Genomic DNA, 221 nt, shown 5'->3' on the forward strand with positions numbered 1-221 from the left:
ACAACATTTACTTTTGAGTCAGCAATGTTGTTTTCATCAAAAGAAAAGTCACCAGAAAATGTATTGAAACGACCTTTGATGAAACTGTAACCCAAGTGGCTAACTTTAAAGTTGATTGAAGCGTGAGCACCTTTGGTATCGATGACATAATCTGCAGCTTGCGCACCAAATGGCAGTGCCATAGCGATAGCTAATCCTGTAGCGAAAAGTGACTTTTTCAT

General features: G+C 38.9%; 1 protein-coding gene. It reads right to left on the reverse strand.

Features of this window, described 5'->3' with window-relative positions; genetic code table 11:
• Positions 1–221: YceI family protein (locus IQR33_RS19850; protein WP_193843967.1), on the reverse strand; the 221-nt coding region annotated here is incomplete at both ends.

This window comes from Vibrio sp. OPT46 (assembly GCF_015163535.1).
GTDB classification, from domain to species: Bacteria; Pseudomonadota; Gammaproteobacteria; order Enterobacterales; family Vibrionaceae; genus Vibrio; species Vibrio alginolyticus.